Here is a 26,954-nt window from a genome sequence, read left to right as displayed (position 1 = left end):
CTAAATCAATCGAATGCATAACATAGAGACTAAATACCAAGACGAACAACTTATAAAGAGTTGGCCGGGCTTCGCCAGTCACCACATTGAGGTAAACGGAACACAATTGCATTATGTAGACGGCGGGACAGGCCCTGTAATAGTGTGCCTGCCTGGCTGGCCACAAACTTGGTACTCTTATCACACTATTGCGCCCAAATTAGCAGAGCAATATCGGGTGATAGTGGTTGATATACGCGGTATGGGCAGTTCGGCAACGCCGACATTAGGATATGACAAAAAAACAATGGCTACTGATGTATATGAACTAATGTCAAAATTAGGAATTGCAACAACTCACCTTTTGGGGCATGACATAGGCGGTATGGTGGCGGCGAGTATGGCGTATAATTTTCCAGAAGTGGTTAAAGCCTGATTTTGGCAGATGGGCTACATCCGAATGAGGGGATGATGCAAGTGAAGTTAATGCCGCCCGGTACTTTTCGCGAAAAGATAGATAATCAACAACCGTACACTTGGTGGATGGGATTTAACCAAGTAAAAGGTCTACCGGAAATTTTACTTCAAGGACGTTATCGTGCCCTGCTGGACTGGCTTTTTAATTATGTGATGGTAGATGACAGCAAAATGCCTGATTTTGATAAAAGTTGTTATGCAGCTGTTTATAATCAGCCAGAAAGAATACGCGCATCCAACGCATGGTACCAGGCATTTAACCAAGATATTGAAGACGCTAAAACATATTCAAAATTAAAGATGCCTGTTTTAGGTATTGCCAGCAATGTATCTTTCGGTTACTATCAATACGCCTTGCCCGCTGTTGCAGATTGCTATAAATTGCTGCACCTGGAAAAGACCGGCCATTATATGTTTGAAGAAAATCCGGAAGCTGTAATTGAAGCTATTATTGAACATATTTTGGAAAACAGCGAAATTTAACTTCAAGATGGGAAGCCATCGAATACACTTACCAATAAATAAGCCCTTAAAGTTTGAAATTAAGGGCTTATTTATCTTCAGTTTTAATTAAAGATTTATAAATTTTTTAAAATCGAATTGCTGCCATAAATCGATATGCTTATTAATATCATTACATGTTTTATCCATTATTTGACACTTTAACATAACTTTTATCAATAGAAGAATTGCGTATGTTCAATTCGGTTGGTAAAATTACACTATGTATTTTATGCTCAGTAGCCGGGTGCATCAGCCTTTGTACCATTATAGAAATGATTTCGTTGGCAATTTTATCAATGGGTTGCGCAATAGCTGTAACGGGAGGGTGATGTAATTGAAATACCTCGTAGTCATCAAACGATATTACAGCTATATCATTCGGTATAGACAAACCTAAATCCCGTATCACCCGTAAGCCGCATGCCCCCAAATGATTCGTTCCAAAAAGCACCGCATCTAAAAAAGGGTGCTTTTTCATGAAAGAAAGTATAGGTTTAATTATCAAAGAATTATCCGGTTGATAAACGATCTCCTTAATAAAACATTTAAGATTATGCTCATTCATGGCCATTTTATAGCCCTGCATGCGCTGCTGCAACTGGGTTTGGGCTGAGGTGAAGCTAACAAAACCAATATTTTTGAACTGCCCCTGGCTAATTAAATGCTTGGTTGCATTATAAGTGCTGAAAAAGTTATCAACTACCACATAATCCGTAGCAATATTAGCCAGATAACGGTCGAACAGCACCACTGGGAAACCTTCAGCAATCAGTTCAGCAATATCCTCTTCAATGCCTTCAGGGGGTGCAATAATGTAGCCGTCCACATGCCTGTCCCTAAACATCTGGATCATTTCGCGGGTTTTATCTGTTTTATTATCAGTGCTGCAATAAGTCAGCTTAAAACCGTTTTCGTAAGCTTTATCTTCAATAAGGCGGGCAATATTGGCAAAAAACGGGTTCGAAATATCTTCTACCATCAGCCCAATTGTGTTTGACTTGCCTGTGCGTAAGCTTTTAGCCAGCGAGTTTGGCTTATACCCTACCTCTTTAACAAATTTAAGTACCTTCTCTACTACTTCGTTGCTGATACGCTTTTCCTGCGCGCGGCCATTTAAAATAAAGGAGACAGTAGTTTTAGAAATATTGAGCTGATTTGCAATATCAACGATAGATAACTTTTTGTTCACAGGTATTATTTAAGATGTTCGGGAAAGTAAGGTACAATTAATTTCGCCAAATTCGATTTAGCTAAATTATTTCTGCGGATTTAAATAGCGGTAACTTAATGCAAAAGCAGCAATAACCAAGTAACAAACAATAGGCAAATAGTAGGCACGGGCAACACTTTCATTGGCAACAAGTCCCATCAAAGGTGGAAATATTGCCCCTCCTACTACACCCATCACAATATACGATGAAGCCTGTTGCGTTTTTTTTCCTAAATCTTTTAAACCTAAACTAAATATGGTAGGAAACATGATACTGAAAAAGAAGTTAATCATGATGAGTGCCGCAAATGACAGCCAGCCATAAGATTGGGCCACCAATACACACATCACAATATTGGCTATAGCGAAAACGCACAACAAGGTTTGCGGCTGAATATAACGCATAAGTAAAGTACCTGCAAAGCGGCCTACCATCATCATAAAAATACTTAATGCGAAAAAGTAACCCGATTTTTCATCAGATAAGTGCATTACTTCGTGACCATAGTTAATAAAATAGGCCCAAGTGCCGCCTTGTGCAGCCACATTGAATAATTGTGCCACTACAGCAAACACAAAATGCCTGCGTTTAAACAGGCTATTATCTGCCGAATAACCTTCAGAAGCCACCTCATATGTATCTAAGGCTACTATTCGAGTTTGAGAGTGGATGTTTACCTTGAGAAACGAAAAGCCTGCGGCAATGAGCATAATAACAATACCGATGATAAAGTACAGGTTTTTTACCGGTATTAAATCAAGCGCATGTTCCTGATCGCTCCGCAACACGAAATGACTGATAACAATTGGGCCAATGATGCCTCCCAGGCTGTTAAATGCCTGAGCCAGATTCATACGCTGGTCGCTGGTGCGCTCGTCGCCCAGCATAGCAATAAATGGGTGAGCAACGGCTTCGAGGGTGGCTAATCCACACGCCAATACAAACAACGCAACCCTAAAAAAGCCAAATGAAGCTTGATTAGAAGCCGGAATAAACAGAAAAGCGCCAATGGCATATAAGCCTAAACCCAAAAGTACACCGCTTTTATACCCATAGCGTTTCATGAACAAACCAGCCGGTATACCCATAACAGCATAAGCCCCAAACATGGAAAGCTGTACCAAGCCCGAAGATGCTTTAGAAATATGCAATACGTTCTGAAAATGCCGGTTCAAACCATCGCCCATGGTATGGGCCAGGCCCCACAGCATGAACAGTGAAACCACGAAAATAAATACCACCGTATAGCGCTTGTCTATAAATTGGGGCTTTGCATCCATTACAATTAATTAAGGGGTTTGTAAATTGGGTGCCGAAAAGTAGTAAAATTTATAAATCTCTTAAAATTACTTCGATATATAAAAGCTATATGGTGCTTCGCTAACGGAAAGAAGGCGGTTGCTCTTTAGTGGCCCATGTGGTGTTTGGCACACTTGAAAGCTGATATTGCAGCTGCCCGCCATTCTTTATGATTGAATAAGGCAGCCAGGTATTTTCCCATTTTTTGCCGTTTAACATCAGTTGAGCGATGTAAGGCTTTTTGTCAGATCCACCTTTAATGGTTAACCATTTGCCGCTGCCCAATTGCAGCCTAATCTCATTAAAACCCGGGCTGTTCAGCGAAAAGCCGCCGTAACCAGGCACTATGGGATATAAGCCTATATTAGCAAATACATACCAGGCACCCATGGCCCCCAAATCATCATTACCGGGCAAGCCACCAGGGCGGTTAGTATATTGTTCTTTTATAATACGGCGAACTACTTCTTGGGTTTTGTATGGTGCACCAGCCCAGTTGTACACCCAAGGCACTTCAAAATCGGGTTCGTTACCGGCGGCAAACCAAGTTTGGCCATAATTGGCATTTAATTTTACAAAAAAGCTGTCCAGGCGGGCTTCGGCTGCATGCTTCCCTCCTATGGTATCAATCAGGCCTTTCAAATCAAAAGGAACCATCCAGAAATAATTTTTATAACCGGCTTCGCGCCAGTCCTCATCCTGTCGTTTCCAGCTGCCATCTGCACGACGCGACTGCAGCCAGCCAGTGGCAGGATTGTACAAATTTTTCCAGGATTGGGCACGGTTGAGATAAGTAAGGGCCAGGGTTTTGTCACCAGTAGTTTGCAGAATAAACTGGCCGATGGCAAAGTCGGCAGAGTTGTATTCTAAACTCATAGAAGCATCAGCATAACCCTTTTGCAAATATTGGGCTAATTGCGGCCGGGTCAATATATCTTGAGATTTGGCATTGGGGTCATCGGCTCCCCGGCGCATCACCTCAAGCGCAGCTTTAGTATTAAAATTTCGTACGCCAAAGGCATAGGCATTAGCCACCAAAATACTGGTCGGGTCGCCCTGCATAATGCCGGTTTCCACATCGGCCATTACCCAACGTGGAAAGCCACCGCCAGATTGCTGTGCAAAGGTGATGATAGAGTTCATCATATCACCTGTTTCCTTCGGTGCCAGTAAACTCATCAATTGTACCTGGGTACGGTAAGTATCCCAATTACTAAAAGCAGTGTAATAGTTGAAGCCTTTGGCGGTATGCATTTTGCGATCGCCGCCTATATACTGCCCGTTTACATCACTAAATAAACTGGGATGAGCCAGGGCATGATACAGGTGGGTATAAAACTGAGTGGTATGATCTGCAGTACTGCCGCTCACCTGAATTTTAGCTAAATAATGGTTCCATGCAGCTATGGCATTGTTCTTCACCTGCTCAAACTGCCAGCCTGCATTTTCAGCTTTCAAATTTTGGCGGGCATTACCTAATGAAACGTATGAAATGGCAAATTTATAACGGATAACTTTGTTGGCAGCTACATTAAAAGTTAAATATGCGCCAGAGTTAGCCCCATTGCTATTTTTGTCAGAACTTAGCTTTTTATCCTTCCATGTACCGGCATTTACCGGCCGGGTATCAAAGGCGGCTACAAAGTAAACTTTGTAATTGGTTTTAATTTGCGGACTGCAAAACGAGCCGCCATCGGCGTACCCCTCAAGAGTGTTAGCACCTGTAAACTTGATTTCTGCCTCGCTTAACTGCGTAGCATTTACACCCGAACCAATAATAATAGTAGCCAGCTTTTGACCAGCGGGATAAGTATACTGCGCCATGCCTGTACGCTTAGTGGTGGTTAATTCGCACAGAATATTGTTATTCAATTGGGTTTTGTAATACCCGGCAATGGTAGTTTTATCATAATAACCAGGCTTAAAGCCCGACATGTCATCAGGCGACTTAGTCAATGCACCGGTAAGCGGCAAGGTTGGGAAGTTACCCATGTGATCGCAACCTGCGCCGCTTAGCTGATTTACCACAAATCCTTTGTCTTCGTTAAAAAAGGTGGGAGTAAATTGTACCATCCCAAATGGCACCATAGCCCCCGGAAAAGTATAACCAGCTTCAAGATACCGCTCTGCAGTGCCAAACCCTTTGCCTTTGGTGCCAATTAATGTATTTACTTTTGCTGCGTAAGATGTTTGCTGAGCGCGAACCTGAACCATTGCCGCCAGCATCAATCCTGTGAATATAATTTTTTTCATGATGATTATCTGATGGTATTTGATAGTGAAAAGGGACGGTCTTCAGCTGTTAGTCCACGTGTTAAAGCAGGCTTGTTTCCCATTACAAAATGCAAGGTACCACCTTTCATGATATCCGCATAAGTAATCCAGTGATGGGTAAAGGGTTTACCATTTAAAGTTGCCGATTGAATGTACACGTTTTGCTTATTGTTGTGCTCGGCCTCAATGATAAACTTCTTCCCATTTTCGAGCGAGATAGTCATTTTGTTAAATACCGGGCTGCCAATTACATATTGGTCGGTACCGGGGCAAACACTATAAATGCCGGCCGCACTCAGCACATACCACGATGACATTTGCCCTTCGTCCTCATCACCGGGATAACCATTCTCTGTGGCATTATACATTTTATCCATTACCTCGCGCAAATGCTGCTGTGCCTTCCAGGGTTGTCCGGCATAATTATACATATACAACATATGATGAATAGGCTCATTGCCTTGTGCATACTGGCCCATCTTAAATTCTGCCATTTCGGTCATTTCATGAATTACCTGCCCATAACCACCAACCTTGATGGTGCCGGGTGTAGTGAACACCGCATCAAGCTTATCTGTAAAGCTTTTATCGCCGCCCATTAAATTAATCAGCCCTTGGGTGTCATGAAACACTGACCATGTCCAGTGCCAGGCGTTACCTTCGGTATAGGGGCCGCCCCAATCCAGTGGGTCGAAGGGCTCAATCCAGTTACCGGTGGCATCTTTAGCCCGCATAAAGCCGGTTTTGGCGTCGAACAGATTTTTGTAATTGTACATCTGTCGGCCAAACACGTTTTCATAAAAAGGCTGATTGGTGAGCTGTGCCAGCTGGTAGCCACAAAAATCGTCATAAGCAAATTCGAGTGTCCAGGCGGTTGAACCCAGCGTTTGAGGAGTGAATGGCACATAGCCATTGGCATAGTACTCCTTCCAGCCGGGCCTGCCATTAGCGCTTCCCCAAGGGCCTTTATTGGTAGCCTCATGATAGTAAGCTTCGAGCGCACGTTTGGGGTCGAAAGTATGTATACCTTTTACCCAAGCATCAGTAAGTAAAGAGATAGCATGATTACCCAGCATCCCTCCCGTTTCGGACGGAAAAGACCAGGACGGCAACCAGCCGCACTGCTGCTGGGCATCCAACAGCGCCTGTACGTATCGCCCCTGCATGGTAGGATGCAGCAATGTATTTAAAGGAAATTGTGCCCTGAAGGTATCCCAAAAACCATTATCAGTATACATGTAGCCTTCATGTACTTTACCATCGTACGGGCTATAATAATGGGGCTTACCATCTTTACCATATTCAAAAAACTGATGTGAAAACAGGTTGGCACGGTACAGGCAGGAATAAAAGGTTGCCTTTTCTTCTTCGGTGCCGCCTTCAACTGCCATGCGGCCCAACAGTTTGTTCCATACCTGGTCTGCTGCCTTACGGGTTTCATCAAAATTGCGGTATTTGCCTAACTCCTTGTTAAATGTAATTTCAGCCTGTTCGGGGCTGATGTAAGAAGAGGCTACCTTTGCCTGTACCACAGCTCCATCTTTAAATTTTAAATAAGCGCCTATCCCCTCTCCTTCATCAGTTAAATTCTGCTGCTTAAGCTGGTCATGCTTATTCTCCCAGGTACCATAAGCTTTAAAAGGCTGGTCGAACACAATCACAAAATAGTTTTTGAATCCCTGTGGTACCCAGCGGGCATTGTTTACATAACCCACAATTTTTCGTTCTGATGGTATGATTTTTACCATACTCATTTTGGTATAGCCATCTAACACCAGGTAACTCCTTTTGGCTTTGGGAAAAGAAAAGCGGAGATGTGCGCCCCGCTCCGTTGGTGTCATTTCTGTAGTGATATTATTGTTCAGTTTTACCCGGTAATAACTGGGTTGCGCAATTTCGTTATCATGAGAAAATGTGGCCGCACGTGCATCTTCGTTAACCGTTAATGCACCGGTAACGGGCATCAATGAAAATACCGCATAGTCATTTACCCATGAGCTGCACTGGTGCGACTGCTGAAACCCGCGAATGCTGTGCACAAAGTACTGATACTTCCAGCCATCGCCGTTTTTACCGGTTTGAGCCGTCCAGGTGTTCATACCGAATGGTAAAGCAGTAGCAGGGTAAGTATTGCCATAGGAGAACTCATATTTGGTATTGGTACCCTGCGTTGTATTTACATACTTAACCAGATTGGCTTCTTGTGCAAATAACGTATATGACATCAGCATTGTACACAAGCCGGTAACTAATAAGGGCTTAAATTTCATGGAGTATATAATTGGTAAACGTATTGGCTAATCGCTTTCAGAACAGTTAACGCATTGATTTTATTAAAGAATTACGCTTATGATAAACTCATAAAAAATCGGGGAACTCTGACCGAATCCCCCGATAACCAATCAAAATCCAAAAGTAACAATCAACTGCTAAATCGTTTTACTAATTTGAGACTAAAAATTTACATCTGCAAGAAATTACTATAATTTATTGAAATTTTATTTTGATAAACCGCGGACGGTACAAATGCGGATTTTTGTTGAGGTCTTTAATAAAATCAACAGAGTTGATATTATAACTAATGAGCAGTTCGCCGCGTGATGATAAGCTGGGATGTGCTTTGGCGTTATACACTACATACGTCTTATCTTCCAAATCTTTACTGCAATCCCATAAATGAATAACCGGTCCGAAAGGCCCGGCCGGGCTGGCACCTAAACGCATGCCAACCATCTTCCCCATTCCGCCTTCCTGAAATACTAAAGCATATCTTCCGTCGGGCAGTGCACTGATGCTTAGTTCATTAGATACGCCATCAGTAACAGCAACGGCTTTATGCATATCAGCATTCCAGCTTTTGCCGTCCCAAAATGTCCATTTATTAAACGTTTCAAAATTTGCAGGTTTTACTCTGGCTACCAGTAATTGCTTGGCCAAGCCCAGCACACCGTATACATAAATATAGCCGTCGGGCGCAGGGGCACCGGCTTTTATAGTATTTACATAAATACCTGCGCCAAAAGAACCTATTTCTTTATTTACCTCCAGGTAAAACGGCGTATCCATTTGCTGCTGTGTAGTGAACGGCGGCTTTGCACCGGCGGCTATCTTAATAAGGGTATTTCCTACCTCCCTGAAACCAAAAGCATCACTGTTTACATTGCGTACGCGGTAGCCAAATATATAAACGGCGTTGTTATAATCGGCATTTACAAAGCCATCGCCCAGCCAGTAATAATCGCCCGCCTTAGTTTCGGGCGTGTGTGGTATAAAAACTGATTCGGGTGCATGTTCCTTATTCTGAGCCCAATAAAATTTCATATTGGTGCTCAGTGGCCGGTTGCCGGTGAGATAGGCTACCGAATTATGTATCATTTTGTAACCGGGCAGCATGCTGCTATCGGTTACCTGGCCAATCATGCTATCGCTGAAAATGAAAAGTGTTTTACCCTTATTATCAGCAGTTTGGTGTTCTTTTCCGTTTAAGGGGATGGTGTAAATGCCATCGCCGCCAAACCAGCCATTGTAACGCTTAAAAAGTGCCGACCATTCTGGGGCCTGCTCAACCTTAAATTTAAGCTGTGTTAAGTTTACCGGTTTTTTATTGCGGATGTTTTGGGCATTGAGATTATCACCCAACAGCAGGAACAGAACTGCGGCAATTGCCCTTGCAGCGATATAATGTAGTTGTAAGCTTTTCATTAAAAATCAATAGTAATCAAAATTACACCGCCGGAAGTTTTTTATGAAAACTTTTATGTTTGACGGCCCGGTACAAAAAGCCGGATATACCGCCTATGATGAGCAGCAGACCAATAATTTGAGCTTGTGTAAGTAATAAACTACCGAACGTATAGCGGTGATTCACCCGGATAAACTCTATTATAAAGCGCTCACTTCCATTTAATATTAAATAGATAAAAAACATAAATCCAGGGGTAATAATTTTTTCCCTGAGTACCCACATCAGCAAAAAGAAGCCGATGCAAAGTACAGCTTCGTAAAAAGACGTAGGATAAACCCCTTGCAAAAGCTGATTACAATAATTGCCGGTGCAATCCGGTAGAGTAGCACCGGCATTGATAGCATTATGCGGAAAGCGAAATGACCACATCCAATTTGGTACCCATGATAAAACTTTAGGCTTTATATGTGTATTAACAATACCCCAATCGCCATCGCCAGATAACTGGCAGCCGATGCGGCCTACCCCATAAGCAAGCATCATTCCCGGCGAGCCAATATCGGCCAGATGTATGAGTTTCATACCATGTTTATGCCCGATATATAAGTAAGTAAGTGCACCAAAAAGCAACCCGCCATAATACGCAAAACCGGTACTGTTAAATAAGGCGCCTAGAGGGTTATACTTAAATAAATCCCAATGCTCAATCACATCAAACAGCTTGGAACCAATTACGCCAGCTATGCCCACCGCTATAACAATACGCCCCATAAGTTGGTAAGGATGGATGTCCTTTTCAATTAAATGTGGCTCTGGCAGCCTTTTTTTATTTTGCCCATAATATACCCAAAATGCGAAGCCTAAGCCAACAATTAAACCTAACCACCAATTGCCCTGACCTGATAAAATATAAGCACGCGGATTGTGCTGAAATATGGCGTTTTGCCATACCACCCCTCCTGCTTTATAACCTAACACAAAGCCTAATAAAAAATTAGCTGTTAAATCGGCCAATGAAGCAGGTTTGCCGATAATGACTTTTTTAGCAAAAGCGTGAATTTTTCCGTTAGCCTCATAGCGTTTGAACTCCGCAGTGAATACCTGATAGGCGGCCAAAAAAGCCAGCGCCACAAAAAAGCCGAATGTTTGTACCGGAAATGGCAGCCCAAGGTGGAACAGGTAGGCCAGCAAGTCATTAATGGTAGGAAACATACACTAATGTATCAGGTTGAAGACAAGAAAGCAATGATAGTTTAACAAAAAAGGCTAACGCCTTAACGGGTTAGCCTTTTTTGTAATAATTAAGTTAGAAGCCAATTTGTACCCCTAAGTTCATTACACGCTGGTTGATGTAAGCATCACCGGCAGTATTGGTAGAAATTTCGGGATCCTGCTGATATTTACGATAGTTATCAAAAGTAAACAAGTTGTAAGCACTAAAATACAAACGGGCATTATGAATATGAAAAGGCAGCAATTTAGTGGGCAGCTGGTAGCCTACATCAATTGTTTTGATACGCACATAATGAGCGTTAATTAACCAAAAATCAGACAAATAGGCGCTTGGACTGTTTATTGAACTCCGGTCTCTGGTTAAACGCGGGAAAGTAGCATCAGTACTGTTCTCAGGTGTCCAGCGCTCCAGGTGAATAGGCTGAAACTGGCTTTGGAACGGCTCGATACCCGTACCCACAATAGCGAAACTGTAATTGAATGCACCTTGCAGCAATACACTAATGCTAAAGCCTTTGTAAATAGCCTGGAAGTTTAAACCCAAAGTAGTGTTTGGTAAATTAGGATGACCGATTGGCATTTTATCAAAATCATTAATAATACCATCGCCGTTTAAATCTTGATATTTCAAATCACCTGGTTGTGGAAAGGCATTAACCGGTATGGCAACCGGATTGCCTGCATTAGAACCGTTATGCCCGGCTTGATATGCTTTGATAGCATCTATATCCGCTGCAGAATAAAAGCCTAAATAATGATAGCCAAAGGGCTGATTGATGGGCTGCCCGGTTACCGCTAAATTAGCGTAGGCCGGCCTTGGCTCATCATAAAATAAAATTTTGTTCTTGGCATAAGAGAATACAAATGAAGTATTGAACTGTAGCTTCCCAAAGTTATCGTGATAACTGATTTGCCCGTCGAAACCATGATTAAGTGTGCGGCCTATGTTTACAGGCGGCAAACCTACACCTAAAATCAGGGGTACGCTGCCAGGGGTAATCAACTGATCATACCTGATGTCATGAAAGTAATCAATGGTGGCCGAAAGTTTATCATGCAACAGGTTCATATCCAAGCCAATGTCCAGCTTTTTCGATTTTTCCCAAACTACATTAGTGTTGCTTAAAGTACCTTCATAGTAAGAGTTATAATTTTGTATCGTTTGTCCAAAATTATAGCCTCCGCCAGGAATATATACCTGGTTATATACATAACGGTCACCAGGCGCTGCGTCAGATCCTACCAAACCGTAGCTGGCCCGTAATTTAAACAAGCTGAAACCGGGCAGTAACTTTGAGAAAAAATTCTCCTTTACCAAGTTATATCCTACACTCACAGCCGGGAAAGTACCAAAGCGATGATTGGCAGCAAAGCGGTCGGTACCATTGTAAGCTATATTAAACTCTACCAAATATTTTTGCTTGTAGTCATATCCTGCTTTACCTGAAAAGCCCCTGAACTTTTGAGGAACACCAGTTTGTGCAGGATCCAGGGTTGGAAAAATAACAGAATTGGCGAAATAAGTTTGTGACTGCTGATTAAATAATGCAAGACCACTAAAGTGATGTGCATTGTTAAAAGTGCGGTCGTAATTAGCGTATAATTGTACGTTGTAATTATTAGTATTTAAGTCTGTATTACCGGTTAATGCATAGGTTTGGTATACATAAGTAGCACCGGGGCGCAGCGAATAACTGTTATTGGTGGGGTCATAATGATAAGCTGGTATACCACCATTAAAAATCTGTTTGGTAAACTGCTCAATGCTTGAATAGGCTACACGTGCAGTGGCTGATAAACCTTCAGTGATAGAATTCAGTCGCTCTGTGGCTCCAAACAGCACGTTAAAGTCGGTTCTTCTGGCATGCTGATATCCCCCGGTAGCCAATCGTGCATTAAGTGTTGGTAAACGGTCAGGATTAAAATCTGTTGGGTAAGCATAAGAATAAGTGCCGTTAGGATTAATGTAAGGTGCTGAAAAAGGTGTGATTTTGGTGAAGTTATACACCTCTCCAACCGCGTTTTGATTATAAGGCTGGTTCAGGTCTGAAAAGCGAGTACTCACATCCAAGCGTAAATCCAGGTTTTTATTCGCTTTTAAGTCCAGGTTAGAGCGGAAATTATATCTCTTGAAATAATAGTTGGTATTTACCAAACTTTGCGGATCAGCAAAATCTTTCACCAAACCGTTTTGGCTAAGTGCCCCACCTGAAATAAAATACTTAAGCGCATTGGTACCGCCCGAAATATCCAGATTGGTATTAGCTTGGTAAGAATACTTTTTAAAAATTGCATCATACCAATTTACATTCGGATGTCCGTACGGGTCATTACTGCTTTTAAAGGCATCCAAATCCTGTTGCGTAAAATAAGGTGCGTTACCATCATTGCGGTAAGCTTCATTAATTAATACTGCTGTATTATAGGAGTCTAAAAACCTAGGCGTTTTAGTAGGTGCCTGTATACCGTTCTCAACGCGCAGGTTAACCTGTGGTGCACCACCCTTACCGCGGCGGGTGGTTACCACCAACACGCCGTTGGCACCTTTAATGCCATATATGGCAGTACTTGAAGCATCTTTAAGGATGGATATATTCTCAATCTCATTCACGTTAATTTGCTGCAACTGCTCATAGCTGTATTCAATATCATCAACAATAATGAGCGGACGGTTACCAATAGGGTTCAGAGAACTTACCCCGCGAATAAAAAAGTCAGAAGCATCGCGACCGGGCTGACCTGAGCTTTGCTGCGAAAAGAAACCCGGCAACTTACCTGATAAAGCATTTTGAACGTTGGCCGTAGGTACAGTACGGATATCTGCAGCCGAAATTGAACTCACAGCCCCCGTGTTGGTGATACGTTTTTTGGTACCGTAAGCAACTACCGAAACTTCATCTAAACCATTGCTGTTGGTTTGCAGAATGATATCTAAAGGTTTATCAGACTTTACCGGAATTTCCTGCTGGATATAACCGATAAAACGTACGATAACTGCATTGGACTGCCCCCTGAGCGTTAATTGAAATTTGCCATTTGTACTGGTTACCGCACCGTTTGAGGGTACACCTTTTTCGATGACAGATGCACCGGGCAATGCTCCGGTTAAATCGCGTACCGTACCGGTTACTACTCTGCCCTGGGCAAAAGATGCATAAGGCAGCATCAGCCATATGAATAGAAAGAAAAGTATAAGTCTTCTCATTGTATCTTGGTTATAAGGTTCAATACTGTTTGTTGTAACTACCATCCCGGGTTTTGCTTCATGTTGGGGTTTTTCAACACTTCATCGTATGGTATAGGATAGAGGTACATTTTGGGAGCCTGAAATTTGGTAGCAAGCGCAGTTACATAATTATAAGTAAGGCTTGAGCCTGTAAGCGTTATAGATACACCTGTGCCGGGCTGGTTCATCACTGTTTCAGCTATCTTCCAGCGGCGGATGTCCCAGTAACGGCTTTCTTCAAAGGCCATTTCAATGCGGCGCTCATTTTGAATAACGGCACGCATTTCGGCCTGTGTCATACCGGCTTTTAAACCGTATAAGCCAGTGCCTGCTTGTATCCCTGCCCGCTGCCTGAGGCTGGTGAGTACCTGGTAAACTTCGCTGGTTGGGCCTACGGCTTCATTTTGCGCTTCGGCATAGCCAAGCAATATATCAGCATAGCGTAGTATCAGCCAGTCTTCGTTATGGTTGCTGTAATTGTTTACGTTTTCGAAATTGCCCATAAACTTACGCATATAGTAACCGGTACGGGTTTGCTGCAATGTGCCATTTGGCTTGCTTTGTCCACCCTCATAGGTTTGCAACTGCGTGTTAAGCCACTGTACGCCGTTATATAAAATATTATTGCTCAGGCGCGGATCGCGGTTGGCGTAAGGGTTGTTGATGTTGTATCCTGATGCTGGATCAGTGATGGCTAATCCGTTATTCATCGGGAAAGCATTCACTAAGTCCTGCGATGGGCTGGTTTGCCCTTTGCCAGTAGCTCCGGTAAACCCTACCGGGCCATTTGTGGTTTCAATATTATAACCAAAATCTCCCTGCCTGAAAAATATGATTTCCGTATTATTTTGGGTCAAGAAGATATCTTTATAGTTGGTTACAAGTTTATAGACGTTTAAGTTCATCACATCTTTAGCTGCTGCTGCAGCTTGTGCCCAGCGGGCGGCATTGTAACTGGTATAGCCTGTAAGGGGGTTACTGGCATCAATATTTCCGCCATTAAACAATGGGCTGGCAGCATACAACAGCACTCGTGCTTTTAAAGCCATTGCTGCTCCTCTGGTAGCCCTATGACTATCAGCATTCGGAAAATCAAGCGGAACAGTTAACAAAGTATCCTTAATGGCATCACATTCGTTTACAATGTAAGTGATGCAATCAGCAAAAGAATTTCGGGGCAGTGTTACATCATCGTTCAGAGTGAATACTTTATTGCCCAGCAACGGCACACCACCGTAACGCTTTACCAGTTCAAAGTAAAACATAGCCCTTAAAAAACGGGCTTCGTTCTTCCATAAATATTTAATGGAGTATCCTTTGTATTTGGCCAGTACGGGTACAACATCAATATTATTGATGAACTCATTAGAACTACGTATGCCTTGATAATAATAAGCCCACAAATTCTCATCAGCAGGTAAGGTGTAAGAGTTGTAAGCCCCCGTTGCCAGTACAGTTACACTATTGGTTGAACTTGAAGCCGATGACATGGCATCATCAGAGGCGGCGTCCAGGTAATCGCCGGTTACACGGTTATGGCCGTTTTTTAATTTTCCGTAGATGCCATACAAAAAGGCCTGCGCGTTAACCCCGGCAGAGTCCTTCGGGTCAAATACGTAATTGATGGTTACTTTATCTACCGGGAATTGCTCATACTTTTTACAGCCGGCTACCAGTATCACCATGCCTATAATGGCTGCAATTGCACTGTTATATCTTTTCATGTTATTCATGTTTAAATCAGCCATAAGGTTTATAGCTTAATATTGATACCTGCATTAAATACCCGTTGTATCGGATAGGCTATGCCGTAAACTTCAGGGTCAACACCTTTATAGCCATAAAGCGTAAGTAAGTTCTCGCCATTGGCAAACACTCTTATACCTGATATTTTGAGTTTACGAACCCATTGAAACGGTAGGTTATACCCGATCTCCGCATTTTTTAGGCGGAAATAATCGCCTGAGCGGATATAAAGTGAAGAGTAAGCAGTGTTATTGGCATTGCCTAAAGATGAGCGGGGCTGTGTGGCCGTACCGGCGGTTTCAGGTGTCCACCGGGCATTTATTAAATCATAACCCTGTCCGCTGTAATTGAGGAAGCCTACGGCAGAAAAACCGTTTGCCAGCACATTGTTAAATAATATATCGCGGTTATTTACCCCTTGTAAAATTACGCTCAGGCTGATTCCCTTATAATTGAAACCCAAGGTTGTGCCGTAAAAGAATAAAGGCTTGGTGTTACCTATAGGAGCGATATCAAACTGGTTGATCACGCCATCATTATTTAAGTCAGCATATTTTACGTCGCCGGCTTGTGCACTGTAACCAACCGTAGTCGGGCTTGTGGCAGCTTCCTGGGCGGTTTGGAAAATACCAGTGGCCCGGTATCCGAAAATAGCGCCAACTGGCTGCCCGGTGTGCCTTGTCCAGGGGAATGGATTCAACGGTTCATCACTAAAAACAGCTTTGCTGCTTTGCAGCGATGCATTGCCTGAAATGAAGTAGTTGAAATTACCGGCATTGTTCTGATAAGTTAAGGTTAACTCCCCACCCTTATACAAGTTGATGCCAATGTTTTCATAAGGATAGCCGGTACCCAACAAAGCTATACTTGCGCCACGTACCTGTAACAGGTTCGAGTATCGGTCATGATAATAATCAGCTGTAATTTTTAAATGGTCGTGGAATAATGCAATGTCGGCTCCGATATCCAGCTTATGACCTTTCTCCCAACTGATGTTGGGGTTGGCAAGTGCATTTTCAATATAGCTTTGCACATTGCTGCGACTTACACCTGTAGTATAAGCGTAGCCATTGCTGTTTGAATACGTTTGCAAAAAGTTATAATAACCGAAGGCATCAACGTTGGCATTACCGGTTTGTCCGTAGGTAACGCGCCACTTCCAGCCGTTTAACCAGCTGATGTTGTCTTTAATAAAGTTCTCACGAGCCATTTGCCAGCCTAAACCGCCTGCATAAAAAATACCGAATTGATGCCCTGGCGGGTAGCGGTTGTAACCGCTGTTATTTACTGCAGCTTCTACAAAGTATTTACCATCATAATTATAGGCACCTTTTAAGGCGCGGTTAGTAGTTACCTGCGATAAATCGTAATTTAATACTACTGAGCGGTAATCATACAAAAACAAACCGCTTACATTGTGTTTGCCAAAGCTTCTGTCATAATTCACGGTGCCCTGCGCATAAGCAAATCTGGCGCTTGATACCGTGTTAAAAACATTGGCCTGCGACACCGCAACACCTACCGGTGAATAGGCATTCTCTCCGGCCAGCAGGAAAGTATTGTTCTGCAACGAGCGGTTGATAAAACTACCTGATGAGAAAGCCAGGTTGCCTTTACCTTTTACCGACAAGCCCGGCGTTACACTGCTTAAATCATAATTTAAATCCAGGTTAGCCAGCACATCATTAGTATTAGTGCGCTGGTAACCCGAAAATTGCGTTTGTGATAGGAGGTTGTTGGTGTATAGTGTGGTACCACCAAATGAATTGTTGGGGTTATAAACAGGATACGCATTGTTAGGCGTGGTGTACAGCGTGTTTAAAATAGAGGCATAGCCATAACCGGGCTGTGTAAACTGCTGTATACGGCCGAACAGTTGCAGATCTACCGTGAAGTTTTTGGTTACATTCACACTTAAATCCGAGTTGATCATGTATCTGCTCAAATCGTTATTGGTGTTATAAGGTGATGATGCAGCCGTTTTGAACATACCGGCCTGGTCGAGATAATTCAGTGAAATAGTATAGCGTGCCACCTGGGTGCCACCGTTTACGTTAAGCCGGTAACTGGTGAGCGGTGAATAATTGCGTAGTAAAGTTTTAAACCAGTTTACATCCGGATGTCCGTAAGGATTAGTATGGTTGCGGTAGGCATTGAAATCGGCACTGCTGTAGATAGGCGGCCTGCCATCATTCTGCAAAGCCTCATTATACAGGTAAGCATATTGGTAGGCTGGCAATGGGTTGGGCAAGCCTAATGGCTGCTGCAAAGCAGTTTGCGCAGTAAATGAAATACGAGGTTTACCAATTTCGGGCCGCTTGGTGGTCACCAGCAATACACCTCTTGAACTGTTGTTGCCCAGTAGCATGGTTGATAACGCATCCTTCAATACAGATATAGATTCAATACTCTCCGGGTCTATAGAGGAAATTTCTCGCTGTACGTTGTCAATTACCGTGATGGGCGTTTGGCCGCGCAGGCTCAGCATAATTTCTGTATTATCATCGGCCGAGTAGTTATTGTGCTGTACTACGTTGCCAATAAAATCTGCCTGGGTTTGGCCTGCAGTACGAGGTGCAGCAAAGCCGCTGTACTGCTGTGTATATAAACCTGCCAGTTGCCCCGGTAATGCATACGTGTATAAAGTGGCGGGCGTTGTAGTTAATTGGCTGGTATATAATGTTGAAATTGAACCTAAGGTATTAGCCGGGTTAGCCGTGCCATAAAGCACATGAATACGATCCGGTGCTTTTAGGTAAGATGCAATCAGGCGTACCAGCAAAGTATCCTGCCGCTGCACGTTTACCTCACGCACATAAAAGTTTTTATGGCTAAACACCAATACTTCGTTGGTATTTACTTTAACTGAAAAACGGCCGTCAGCATCAGTAACCGTTGAATCCGCACGTTGCTTTACAACCACTTTCACTCCTTTCAAGGGTACACCGTATTCGTCTACTACAGTGCCGGCAAGGCCATCGGTGTAAGGCGCTGTTTTGGAGGTGGTATCCTGCATGGCTGCATACCCGTTCGTCATCACAAAAAATGTGAATATACAAACAAGGGTAAAACATTTATTTAAGTAGCTGTAAGCCATATATTCAGAAGTTTAAGTTATTGTTTACAGAAGAAAATCGTTTTAGCAATTTTCCTGGTTATTTAGGTTGAATAAATTATGCTTTAATTAACTGCATTTGAAGGTGTATACAAACGGACTTAATGTATTTCCATACCCCACTTTGGCTGTGCCAGCCTGATTGGTAATGAAATATTCCATTTTCACAATCGTTTGCGCATCCGAAATGCCGAAGAATGACCGCGGCCAGAAAGTAAGCTGGTATTTGTTACTGCCGGCAGGTGATTGCACCATGCGTGTTCTATCAGTTTGCTCGCAAACGGTAACCGTTTTGCCATCATTGGTATATGCAGTAGCGCATAAGTACACGCTTTGTGAACCCGATACCGGCGTATTTACTATAGTACCATCATAAGTTAAGGTTACAAAATCATTATCCAACGATTTTGGTGGGTTGATGGTAGTTAACTGCGGGTTGCAAAAATCCACCACATCGCCAGAACCGCCGGTAAGCTGAAAGCAAGGCGTAAACATAGAGCTGTAATAGGTACCGTTGTTATCACTGGTAAAACCATTACCGCTATCAGAAATACAGTAACCCAGTTTCACCAAAGTGTTATTATTGTCGGCACCTACTTTTATTCTAATATTCAAGTCGCCATTAATGGTTTCCCCTCCGCTGTGGTTGAATGATTTATCAGATTGGTAGGCTACCCACTCCATATCATCAATCAGGTTCCCTCCTATTCCGAAGGTTTTTTTCATATAATCCGGCCAATTTAAACCGCCGCCGTTTTTGGCAATCACGGTATTAGGAATTAGAGTCATGGTGCCATTACCGCGGGGACTGGTGTAGGTAATTGTAGTATTTTTTGACGCCTGCCATCCCTTAGGTACCAGAAAACCGAATATCAGGTAATCGGGTCCACCATCACCTACAGTTGGAATGCTGATGTGTACTGTGATGGGCACGGTTGAACCTACAGTAGCGGTAGATGGCTGGTCAACACTGTTGATCACTTCGCCACAGCAGGCCAGTATAATGCCCAGCAGAATGAAAGCACAGGTCTTCCACAAGTTTTTTCCTTTTATATGTAGAGGTATTCTCATATAGTTAAGTTTGATACGGTATTGTGATTAATTACTGGCTTTTTGAAAAACGTACACATAGTTGTTATTAGCGCAACCAGGGCTGAACGTAATGCTCAACTGCCGTACACCATTTACAATAGGATAAGTAAAAGATGTGGCTACAGCTTTACCCCCATTTGCAGTAAAAGCAATTTGAAAAGGATACTGCGGATCATCCAGCGAATAACTTCCATCCTGGTTTACCAGAAAAGGCAGCTTATCAAGCAGCGTATACTTTCCGGCATCAAAACTGACCCTGAACTTACTGAAATCAACCAGTTTGGTGATATCAGTACCGTTACGGGTAGCTTTAATTACCTGCCATTTGCCACTGATATCTTTAGCAGGCTCCTGTGCAGGGATAATTTTTTCTGTTTTGCAGGCGCTAACACTAATGATGATGCACACCAAAGTGAGCAAAAAGGCTTGCCCTATTACATTTTTAACTTTCATATTGTTAAAACTTTTTAATATCCGGGGTTTTGTATTAAATCGGCCGACTTTGCCACCTCGCTCTGCGGGAAAGGCCAGAGATACATGGCAGTATTGAAATTGCGTTTACGTACCACAAACGGTGTATAAGTTACCGTGCCACCACTGCGAAGCACTTCCATACCCATACTTGTAATGTTCTCCGTTTGGTCGGCTATCCGCCAGCGGCGCACATCCCAAAAGCGGTGTTCCTCGAAAGCCAGTTCAATACGGCGCTCGTTTTGAATTGCTTGCCGCATAGCTGCCTGGCTTAAACCGGCAGGCAACTTATAGGGGTTTAGACCAGCACGCTGCCTTACTTTTTCCACAGCATCATACACTAAAGAAGTTGGGCCGTCGTATTCATTAGCGGCTTCTGCATAGTTCAGTAGTATTTCCGCATAGCGCATTAACGGCCAGCAACGGTTGGTTGGATGTGTAAAATCATTCGCTACAGCAGCCGGATCCAGCATTTTGTTGGTATAATAACCGGTACGGGTACCTGCACGCACTGCATCAGGACCCGAAGTACGTACACCATTGCGCTCATCTATATAAATATTTACAGGCGAAAGGCCAGAAGACAGTCGGTTTTGCAACTGCGTTTGATCATGAATAATCGAATAATCTAAACGGGGGTCGCGGTTGGCATACGGGTTTTTAGGATCATAATTAGAGGCCGGGTCTGTAATAGGCAATCCATTACTCATCGGAAATGCATCTACCAATCCCTGCAGCGGAAACGCACCGCCAGTACCCGTACGTGACGGCGGATCCCACAGGTTTTCAAAATCGGCATTTGATGGACGCATTAAAGCAAATATGTACTCGCTGTTATAGCGCAGAGTAAACAACATCTGGAAGCCCTTACCGGGTGCACTGTTATCTGAATACAGGCTGTACGCTCCCGAACTGATAATGGCTGCAGCGGCATCTTCCGCCAGTTTCCACCGTTGTTTATCATAGGTAGGATAACCAACCAAGACACCTACCTTATTATCGGTAGCCAAAGGTTTTTCGTTAAACAACGGGCTGGCAGCGTACAACAGTACCCTTGATTTTAATGCCATACAAGCGCCCTTTGAGGCACGGCCATAACTTAAGCCGGATTGCACCATTGGCAAATCCTGGGCAGCGGCATCACATTCTGAGATGATATACTTAACGCAATCAGCATACGTGTTCCTGCCGGCCGGTATCTGGTCTGTATAGTTATACAAACTATCGCCTACCAAATGAATACCGCCATAGTGTTTCAATAAAATAGCATAGTACCAGGCGCGTAAAAATCGGGCTTCAGCTTTATACTGTGTTTTGGAAAATGCCCTGATTGGTGCACTCGGCAAATTTTTCAGAAATTGATTTACTGACCTGATATTGCTGTAGCAATTAACATATACATCATTGGTAACTACAGCAGAATTGATGGTACCCGTAGCAAAACTTAACGCTGTTGAACCATTGGTATTAAATACCTCCGCCTCATCAGACGCAGCATCTATACCCCCAACCCCAAAACGGCTGGGACTGAAGCTTACGCCGATGTTTGAATAAATATTTGACAGAAAACCTACCGTATTAGCACTATCGGTAAATACAGTGTTTTCAGACAGGTTAGTGGTTTGTGTTTGCGCCAGAAAGCCCTCCTTTTTACAGGACATGACAAGCACAAAACACGTTACACCTAAAATACAAGCGTAAAGTTTTTTCATATGATAACGTTTACAATAGTCATCTACAGTTTTTATTTATTGATGCCGCTTCAAGCGGCCAGGGCAAAGAAATTGCCTTGTTATAATTGGTTGCGCCACTTTGATAGCAGCTAAGTAATTAAGTGCTAATTTAAGTTATAAAAACGATTTAGCAAATATTTTTTATTGCTTTATCACTTTTTTATAATCTACAAAAAACGCATTGTTATTTTAGAATATTAATATTCAATTTAGCTGCGAACTATCAGTTTGTTAAAGGTTGCTGGTTAAAGTACCGGCTAAAAAATAGGGCCTGGTACACAATAGAATTAGCCCAGTAATCCCAGGAGTGCCCTCCATTGCGTACGGTAAAATCATGCGGTATCTTTTTCTCGACCATTTTTTGATGCATAGCCAAGTTAGAAGCATAAAAACCATCACTATAACCGCAATCAAATATCAGTTTCAGGCCATCAGGTTTTATACTATCAAGCATATTGGTTACACTACTCTCCTTCCAGCGCTGCGGGTTGCTTTCATAATCGCCCAGCACCTGGCTAATTCCAAAATTTTTAGAAAAAGGCGCTAAATCTACACAGCCGCTCATGCTGCCTGCGGCTCCATACACATTCTGGTGGCGGATAGCCAGATAAAAAGCGCCATGCCCGCCCATACTCAGGCCGGTGATGGCACGGCCGGTCCGGTTGGCAATGGTAGTATAATGCTGGTCAATATATGATACTAACTCCTTATAGATATAAGTTTCGTATTTCCAATCATTGTTTATGGGGCTGTCAAAGTACCAGCTCGCAAAGTTTCCGTCGGGGCACACAATAATCATGTGGTACCGGTCGGCCAGTTGAGCCACGCTGGGGGCTTTGCTTATCCAGTCTGCGTAGTTACCGCTGAAACCATGCAACAAGTATAATACAGGGTATTGTACTTGCTTTTTATAATCGTCGGGGCGTATAACTACAGCTTTTATATCCTTATGCATGCTGTTACTATGGGTAAGCACTGTATCAACTTTAGCCGCGCTGGCCTTTAAACCAAAGGCCAGCAGCCCAATGAACATCAGCTTTGATAAGGTAGAGATTTTGAACATGAGAGTACTGGTGAAATAAGGAATTTACTTTTGGCGGGTAATTACAATACGGCGGTTTTGCGGCTTGTTAATGGTGTACATTTGCGCAACAAGTACATCCATTTCTTTTTGCCAGGCATCGCGTACCGGTTTAAAACGGGCACGGGTAAAATTGTCCATATTACCGTTTACAAACGGATCTTTTGGTGCCGCTTTACGGATGCTGTCCATTGCGGCATTATTATCGGCGAACAACAGGTTTTTACCCCGTAAAAAGTCATACTCCATCCAGGTATACATCCGGAAACGGCGCTCAATTTCCCAACGTTCCTCATTTAACTCCCTGATTTGTACCGCCTGCTGATATTGGGGCGTAGTCACAATCTCGGCCATGTTGATGCCATCGCCTAACTGTTTACCTGTCCAATGTCCAATGGCTTCACCATCGATGCTAACTGTGTAGTTATCAACTGATAAACCTTTTACTTTTAAAATTTCCTGATTGAATTCTTTAGTCCAGGGTATCAGCTTTAATGCTTCCGCCTGACTAATGTGGTTTCCCCAACCTCTGGCAACAGTATCTAACGGATAAGGTAATGATTGCGCCAGGTAGTTAAAACTTACTGCATCCGCATTTCCGGCCACATTGGTTATGGTGCAATTTGTGGCTTTGTTTATCTTTTTACTGGCGGCATTCACTTCAATATCGGCTACCTGATGATTAGCCAAGCCCTGATCTTTTAAAAACAGATAAGCCATTACCATGTGCCCGTTGTTATCCGGGTGTATGCGGTCATTAGGTGTTAAGCTGAATACCGAATCTTTGGCTTGCCCCTGCTTGTTCATTGCACGCATAGGGTGATAAAAATCTACCACACCCCAGCCATTTCTTTTGGCCGCAGCTTCCTGAAAATCTACTACTTTTGATAATGCCTCGGCTTTACCGGGATAAATATTATTTTTGGTGAACTTACTGCTTTCATCATAAGGCGAACCCAAAATAAATATTTTACGAATGTCAGTACGAGCTTTTAGCTTCTCCTCTATCTTGCTGTAAAAATTATAAGAAGTGCTTAATTTTTTTGCTGCAATTTCCTGTGCATCGGGCTTATACCATTCAAAGTAACCGGTATCGTTCATTCCCCAGGTTAAGGTGATAACGTTGGGGTTTTTAGCCAGCACATCGGCGTCAAACCGGTTATAAATTTGCTCGGCTACATCGCCGCCAACACCGGTGTTATAGCAGGTAATTCGCATGTTAGGAAAATGGGTCATGTAATACAACCAGATATACGAGTGGTAATGCCCACCGTCGGTAATGCTGTTGCCTACAAAAGCAATGCGGTCGCCACTTTTAAACGGTGCTATAGTTTGTGCTTTGCTTAAATATGCGCTGCCTAAAGCTGTAGCCAGTAGAACAAGTTTTTTGAAATGCATAAATTATTCGGATGATAGTTTTAAATCAATTATTAGTACCCCAATTCTTATTAGGCTGATTGCCCATTACCAATTCGAGTTTGCCGCCATTGGCAATGTCTTTAAAATCTAAATAACATTTGCTGTAAGGCTTGCCATTAAGACGGGCACTTTGGATGTAAATATTTTCGGCGCTGTTTTTATGGGCAATGATGGTAAATGTGCTGCCCTTGGCATAAGCCGGATCAAGCTGGTAAGTGATTTGATTAAAAACCGGACTGGTGATTTCCTGCCGGGTATCACCGGGACAAACCGGGTGCAAGCCACTGGCTGCCAAAATGTACCAAGCCGACATTTGGCCCACATCCTCGTTACCCACCAAACCTTCTACCGAGTTATGATAAGCCCGGCGGCATATTTCACGCGTCCATTTTTGGGTGAGCCAGGGTCGGTTCAGGCGGTTATACAAAAATGGCACATGATGTACCGGTTCGTTAGCGTGGTTATAATAATCATTCCACATCATGTTTTCGGGCGTTTTGGCAAAGAGGTGATCCAAATCGGCTAATACTTTAGCTTCACCGCCCATTAACTCTACCATACCTTTAATATCGTGGGGTACAAACCAGCCTTGCTGGTAAGGATTAGTTTCAAAAGTTCCGTACCATTGTGTAAGCCGGCCTGAGTCTGGCCAGGCTACCCACTTGCCGCTGCTATCGCGCGGGCGAAACCAGCCTTTATCATGATCGAATATGTTTTTGTAGCTTAAACTACGTTTGGCATAGGTTTGCACATCTTCAGGATGGTTGAGCGATTTGGCCAGTTGCGATACGCACCACTCGGTATAACCATACTCCAGTGTGTATGCAATACTTATAGGCTGAGGGGTATAGCCGCGTTCGCCATTACCAAAACGTTCTACCGAACCTTTAGAGAGCTGGTAAGCATTATTTACATCATAATTGCGAATACCTTTGGCGTAGGCATCAGTAATTACAGATACCGCCGGGTTACCAAACATGCAGCCACTATAAGCATTCAGCAGTTCCCATCGTTCAAGATAATTTTTGTGCTTTTCATCGGCCAAAGTAACCAGCGAATTGATCATATCATTCACTAAAGAAGGATTGACGATGGTTTGCAGTGGCATCTGACTTCTGAATACATCCCACCCGCTGAATATGGTACGCTTTTTAAACCGAGAATTGGTTTTGATGCTGCCATCGCCTGCCGTATAACGCCCATCTACATCGTTTACAATACGGGGATCAATCATGGTGTGGTACATGGCGGTATAAAAAACAGCATTTTGCTCGGGCGTTCCGCCCAGCACTTTTACTTTATTTAAAGCTGCATCCCACAAATGAACCGCGCGCTGGCGGGCGGCATCGAAGTTCCAGTCTTTAATTTCGGCTTGCAGGTTTTTACGCGCGCCAGCCATATCAACGTATGATATACCCGCTTTCATCAGTACCTGCTCACCGGCGCGGGTAGCAAATGAGGTATAAAAGCCCAAATGCTTGCCTTGCTTTAATTTAGTATTCTTAAATATTTCAGCATTAGCCACCTTAGCTTGGTAGCGGTCGCTTTCCACATCTTCACGCTTGCGGCTCCAGCTATCGGGTATATCGGCGCTCCAAACGCCATAATTTTTTAAAGGCTTGCTGAATTGTGCGTAGAAGTAAACGGTATAATCGGCATGACCGTCACCATTGCCCCAGCCGCCACCTTTGGGCGTGCATTTCATCCAGCCTTCAATGGTATGACCATCTACCACTTTTACATATTGCAGTGTTGACGTACCTCCTACTCTATGGGCCAGGTCAATTTGTATTCTTGATTCAGCGTTTTCAGGAAAAGTAAAACGCAGCATACCGCTGTGGGGGGCAGCTGTCATCTCCGCTTTGATGTTATAGTCAGTTAACTGTGCACTGTAATACCCGGCTGAGGTCTTCTCGCTGCTTTTTAAATAAGCTGATCGGTAGCCGGGCGTACTGCGGTCCAGTTTACCGGCTGCTGTTTTTAGTTTGCCTGTGGTAGGCATTACTAAAAAGTTCCCCATATCGCCAAACCAGCCAATGCCGCTCATTTGGGTAAAAGCAAAACCTTCTATGCTGGTATGCTCATAACTGTAGCCAGAACCGTTATCGCCACCGGTAATGGTATTGGGGCTTACCTGTACCATACCGTAAGGCGTAGTAGCCCCCGGAAAGGTTTTACCCAAACCATGATAAATACCTGCTGCCGATGCACTGCTACTGGCCCCAATAAGCGGGTTTACATATGCAGATAATGATTGCGCTTTACTGCTTACAGTAAACAACAGCAACACAAACGGATATAGCAAACCCCACCGGTAGCGCATTTTAGTATTAAGCTTTTTAATTGATGTAACGATAATGCAGTGTGATATACTACTGCGAATTGGCTGTTGCAAATTAATTAATAAAA

17 protein-coding genes are annotated in these 26,954 nt (G+C 43.3%); 2 read left to right on the top strand and 15 right to left on the bottom strand.

Annotated elements, in window-relative coordinates:
* Positions 1-13: 13 nt before the first annotated feature.
* Positions 14-415 (top strand): alpha/beta fold hydrolase, encoded by a 402-nt coding sequence (locus ACYVNW_RS02740; RefSeq protein WP_460678311.1) that lies wholly within the window; start codon positions 14-16, stop codon positions 413-415.
* A 2-nt stretch (positions 416-417) separates the two neighbouring features.
* Positions 418-939, top strand: a complete 522-nt coding sequence (locus ACYVNW_RS02735) for an alpha/beta fold hydrolase (RefSeq protein ID WP_460678310.1) — start codon at positions 418-420, stop codon at positions 937-939.
* Between the two features lie 160 nt (positions 940-1,099).
* On the opposite strand, the gene ACYVNW_RS02730 is transcribed toward ACYVNW_RS02735, so the two are convergent.
* The 15 genes from ACYVNW_RS02730 to ACYVNW_RS02660 form a co-directional block, all read right to left on the bottom strand.
* A complete protein-coding gene (locus tag ACYVNW_RS02730; protein WP_460678309.1) occupies positions 1,100-2,149 on the bottom strand; it encodes a LacI family DNA-binding transcriptional regulator in 1,050 nt (349 codons plus the stop codon).
* A gap of 66 nt (positions 2,150-2,215) precedes the next feature.
* On the bottom strand, positions 2,216-3,451 hold the full coding sequence (gene fucP / locus ACYVNW_RS02725; RefSeq protein ID WP_460678308.1) for an L-fucose:H+ symporter permease: 1,236 nt from the start codon (positions 3,449-3,451) through the stop codon (positions 2,216-2,218).
* A 100-nt stretch (positions 3,452-3,551) separates the two neighbouring features.
* Positions 3,552-5,723: a GH92 family glycosyl hydrolase gene (locus tag ACYVNW_RS02720; RefSeq protein WP_460678307.1), complete on the bottom strand. Its 2,172-nt coding sequence runs from the start codon at positions 5,721-5,723 to the stop codon at positions 3,552-3,554.
* 5 nt (positions 5,724-5,728) lie between these two features.
* Complete coding sequence (locus ACYVNW_RS02715) at positions 5,729-8,014, bottom strand: GH92 family glycosyl hydrolase (RefSeq protein ID WP_460678306.1); 2,286 nt, start codon at positions 8,012-8,014, stop codon at positions 5,729-5,731.
* 217 nt (positions 8,015-8,231) lie between these two features.
* Positions 8,232-9,446: a DUF4185 domain-containing protein gene (locus ACYVNW_RS02710; protein ID WP_460678305.1), complete on the bottom strand. Its 1,215-nt coding sequence runs from the start codon at positions 9,444-9,446 to the stop codon at positions 8,232-8,234.
* A gap of 22 nt (positions 9,447-9,468) precedes the next feature.
* Positions 9,469-10,641, bottom strand: coding sequence for a prolipoprotein diacylglyceryl transferase (locus tag ACYVNW_RS02705; RefSeq protein WP_460678304.1), 1,173 nt, complete (start codon positions 10,639-10,641; stop codon positions 9,469-9,471).
* A gap of 94 nt (positions 10,642-10,735) precedes the next feature.
* Positions 10,736-13,867, bottom strand: a complete 3,132-nt coding sequence (locus ACYVNW_RS02700; protein WP_460678303.1) for a SusC/RagA family TonB-linked outer membrane protein — start codon at positions 13,865-13,867, stop codon at positions 10,736-10,738.
* A 38-nt stretch (positions 13,868-13,905) separates the two neighbouring features.
* A complete protein-coding gene (locus ACYVNW_RS02695; RefSeq protein WP_460678302.1) occupies positions 13,906-15,612 on the bottom strand; it encodes a RagB/SusD family nutrient uptake outer membrane protein in 1,707 nt (568 codons plus the stop codon).
* Positions 15,613-15,641: 29 nt separating this feature from the next.
* Positions 15,642-18,671, bottom strand: coding sequence for a SusC/RagA family TonB-linked outer membrane protein (locus tag ACYVNW_RS02690; RefSeq protein ID WP_460678301.1), 3,030 nt, complete (start codon positions 18,669-18,671; stop codon positions 15,642-15,644).
* A 147-nt stretch (positions 18,672-18,818) separates the two neighbouring features.
* Positions 18,819-19,820, bottom strand: a complete 1,002-nt coding sequence (locus ACYVNW_RS02685) for a DUF4961 domain-containing protein (RefSeq protein WP_460678300.1) — start codon at positions 19,818-19,820, stop codon at positions 18,819-18,821.
* A gap of 27 nt (positions 19,821-19,847) precedes the next feature.
* Positions 19,848-20,294: a DUF5004 domain-containing protein gene (locus ACYVNW_RS02680; RefSeq protein ID WP_460678299.1), complete on the bottom strand. Its 447-nt coding sequence runs from the start codon at positions 20,292-20,294 to the stop codon at positions 19,848-19,850.
* A 14-nt stretch (positions 20,295-20,308) separates the two neighbouring features.
* Complete coding sequence (locus ACYVNW_RS02675) at positions 20,309-21,973, bottom strand: RagB/SusD family nutrient uptake outer membrane protein (RefSeq protein ID WP_460678298.1); 1,665 nt, start codon at positions 21,971-21,973, stop codon at positions 20,309-20,311.
* Between the two features lie 295 nt (positions 21,974-22,268).
* Positions 22,269-23,108 carry an alpha/beta hydrolase gene (locus tag ACYVNW_RS02670; protein ID WP_460678297.1) on the bottom strand — a complete coding sequence of 280 codons (840 nt, stop codon included), beginning with the start codon at positions 23,106-23,108 and terminating at the stop codon, positions 22,269-22,271.
* A 24-nt stretch (positions 23,109-23,132) separates the two neighbouring features.
* Complete coding sequence (locus tag ACYVNW_RS02665; protein WP_460678296.1) at positions 23,133-24,524, bottom strand: SGNH/GDSL hydrolase family protein; 1,392 nt, start codon at positions 24,522-24,524, stop codon at positions 23,133-23,135.
* A 25-nt stretch (positions 24,525-24,549) separates the two neighbouring features.
* Positions 24,550-26,868 carry a GH92 family glycosyl hydrolase gene (locus ACYVNW_RS02660; RefSeq protein ID WP_460678295.1) on the bottom strand — a complete coding sequence of 773 codons (2,319 nt, stop codon included), beginning with the start codon at positions 26,866-26,868 and terminating at the stop codon, positions 24,550-24,552.
* Between the last annotated feature and the right edge of the window lie 86 nt (positions 26,869-26,954).

This window comes from Mucilaginibacter koreensis (assembly GCF_054783355.1).
The sequence above is the reverse complement of the archived record's forward strand: the minus strand, read 5'-3'. Positions and strand labels throughout refer to the sequence as shown.